The sequence below is a fragment of the Candidatus Phytoplasma sp. AldY-WA1 genome (assembly GCF_020312115.2).
Taxonomy (GTDB): Bacteria; Bacillota_I; Bacilli_A; order Acholeplasmatales; family Acholeplasmataceae; genus Phytoplasma; species Phytoplasma vitis.
Map to the genome: position 1 here is coordinate 1 of NZ_JAHRHX020000096.1, position 1,582 is coordinate 1,582.

1 protein-coding gene is annotated in these 1,582 nt (G+C 25.1%); it reads right to left on the reverse strand.

What is annotated here, in order from left to right; translation table 11 throughout:
- Positions 1–140: 140 nt before the first annotated feature.
- On the reverse strand, positions 141–1,582 hold a 1,442-nt coding region (locus KTO59_RS04200; RefSeq protein ID WP_284928805.1), incomplete at its 5' end, for a hypothetical protein.

Genomic DNA, 1,582 nt, shown 5'->3' on the forward strand with positions numbered 1-1,582 from the left:
AACCCAGACAAGAATAATTATAAAAATTAAAAAAAAGAGATTTTGAATTTTTCTTTCTAAAAACATTTTAATAAGCCTCTATTTTTTTGTATATTATAAATATTTTTGTGAATAAAATAATTTATTATTCAAAATTAATATTATTCAGATCGAGTGATGGGTTTGATTTGTGTATTGTCTTGTGTTCTTGGTTGTTTAGCTCTAACAGTAATTTTTCTCCCAGAACCTCCTCCTGTACCTGCTTTAGAATCATTAAGTTTCATATCTGTTAATTTAGTTCCTTGATTCCCTGTTTCTAATTTATGACAATTGCCTTCGTTATCAACTAAAGTATAAGTGATTTGTGTAAATAAAGTTAAATCATGACTTGCATCAGTATAAAAATCTTTTGTTTGATCGGATTCTCTTTTAGCTACGGTAAAAAAATCATCATTTAAACTCATTTCATTCCAAAAATTAATTAAAATAAGAGTTTCTATTTTATCATAATTATCTGGAGCTTGTTGATCGTTTTTAGTGATTAATTTTGGAAATTTAAAGTTTGATAAATCTGTTGGATGTGTTATATTTTTAGTTGAATCTCCATAAATATAATATTGTTTTGTACTTGATTCAATACTATTAAATATTTCCTTAGGACTAAGAATTTTAGAAGTTTGTTTTGGTTTTACTTCTTTTTTATAATTATAATCGCTTCCTTTATACTCATCATATAAGTTTATAATATCTGTATCTGAGATATTATTTAAATTTGTTTTTCCGTTTAAATCATTTAAATCTTGGGTTGTGAACATATCATTTTTCGGTAAATATCTTTTTGTGACCCAATCTTTCGTCTTAGATAATAATTTTACTTCGATTGGATTTTGATTTAACCAATCATGTTTATATTTTATTTTTCTCGAATTTTTATCATAAAATTGATTATCAAAAACAACATAAGAACCGAAAAAATTTTTAAAAGTTGGTTTTGGTTTTATTTCTGCTGCAAATTCAGAATAATTATCAACATAATCATAATCAAAATATAAGTTAATAATATCTGTATCTGAGATATTATTTAAATTTATTGTTTTGTTTAAATTATTTAACTCTTGGGTTGTGAAAATATCATGTTTCGGGTAATAACATCTTTTGTTACCATTTTTCTCCCTATATAATAATTTTACTTTGATTGGTTCTTCTGATTCTTCGTATTCAAAACCACCCACATCTAAAAGTTTTTTAAATTTTTCTTCATCAACAAAAAAATTTTGCGGATCTTCACTTTGTAATTGAACCGGTATTAAATAAAACTTTACCTCAACCTCAACATTAGCTTGTTCTTTGATTGTGTTACTAAAGTTTCTAAAATTAACACCTTCTTTTAAAAATACTTTATGTAAAATTTGAGATTCACAAGCTTCATTTATGCCATTAGGTTCACTAGTAGCGCCATTTCGAGATGTTAAAGTTGTAGGTCTATTTGGTAATTTTTCAATTGTCAAATCTGAACCATCTATAAATTGATCCGTACTAAAACCCCGTGATAATTTCGTTGAATGTTCTCTTTTATTATACTTAAATAAGAATTTAAAAGGAC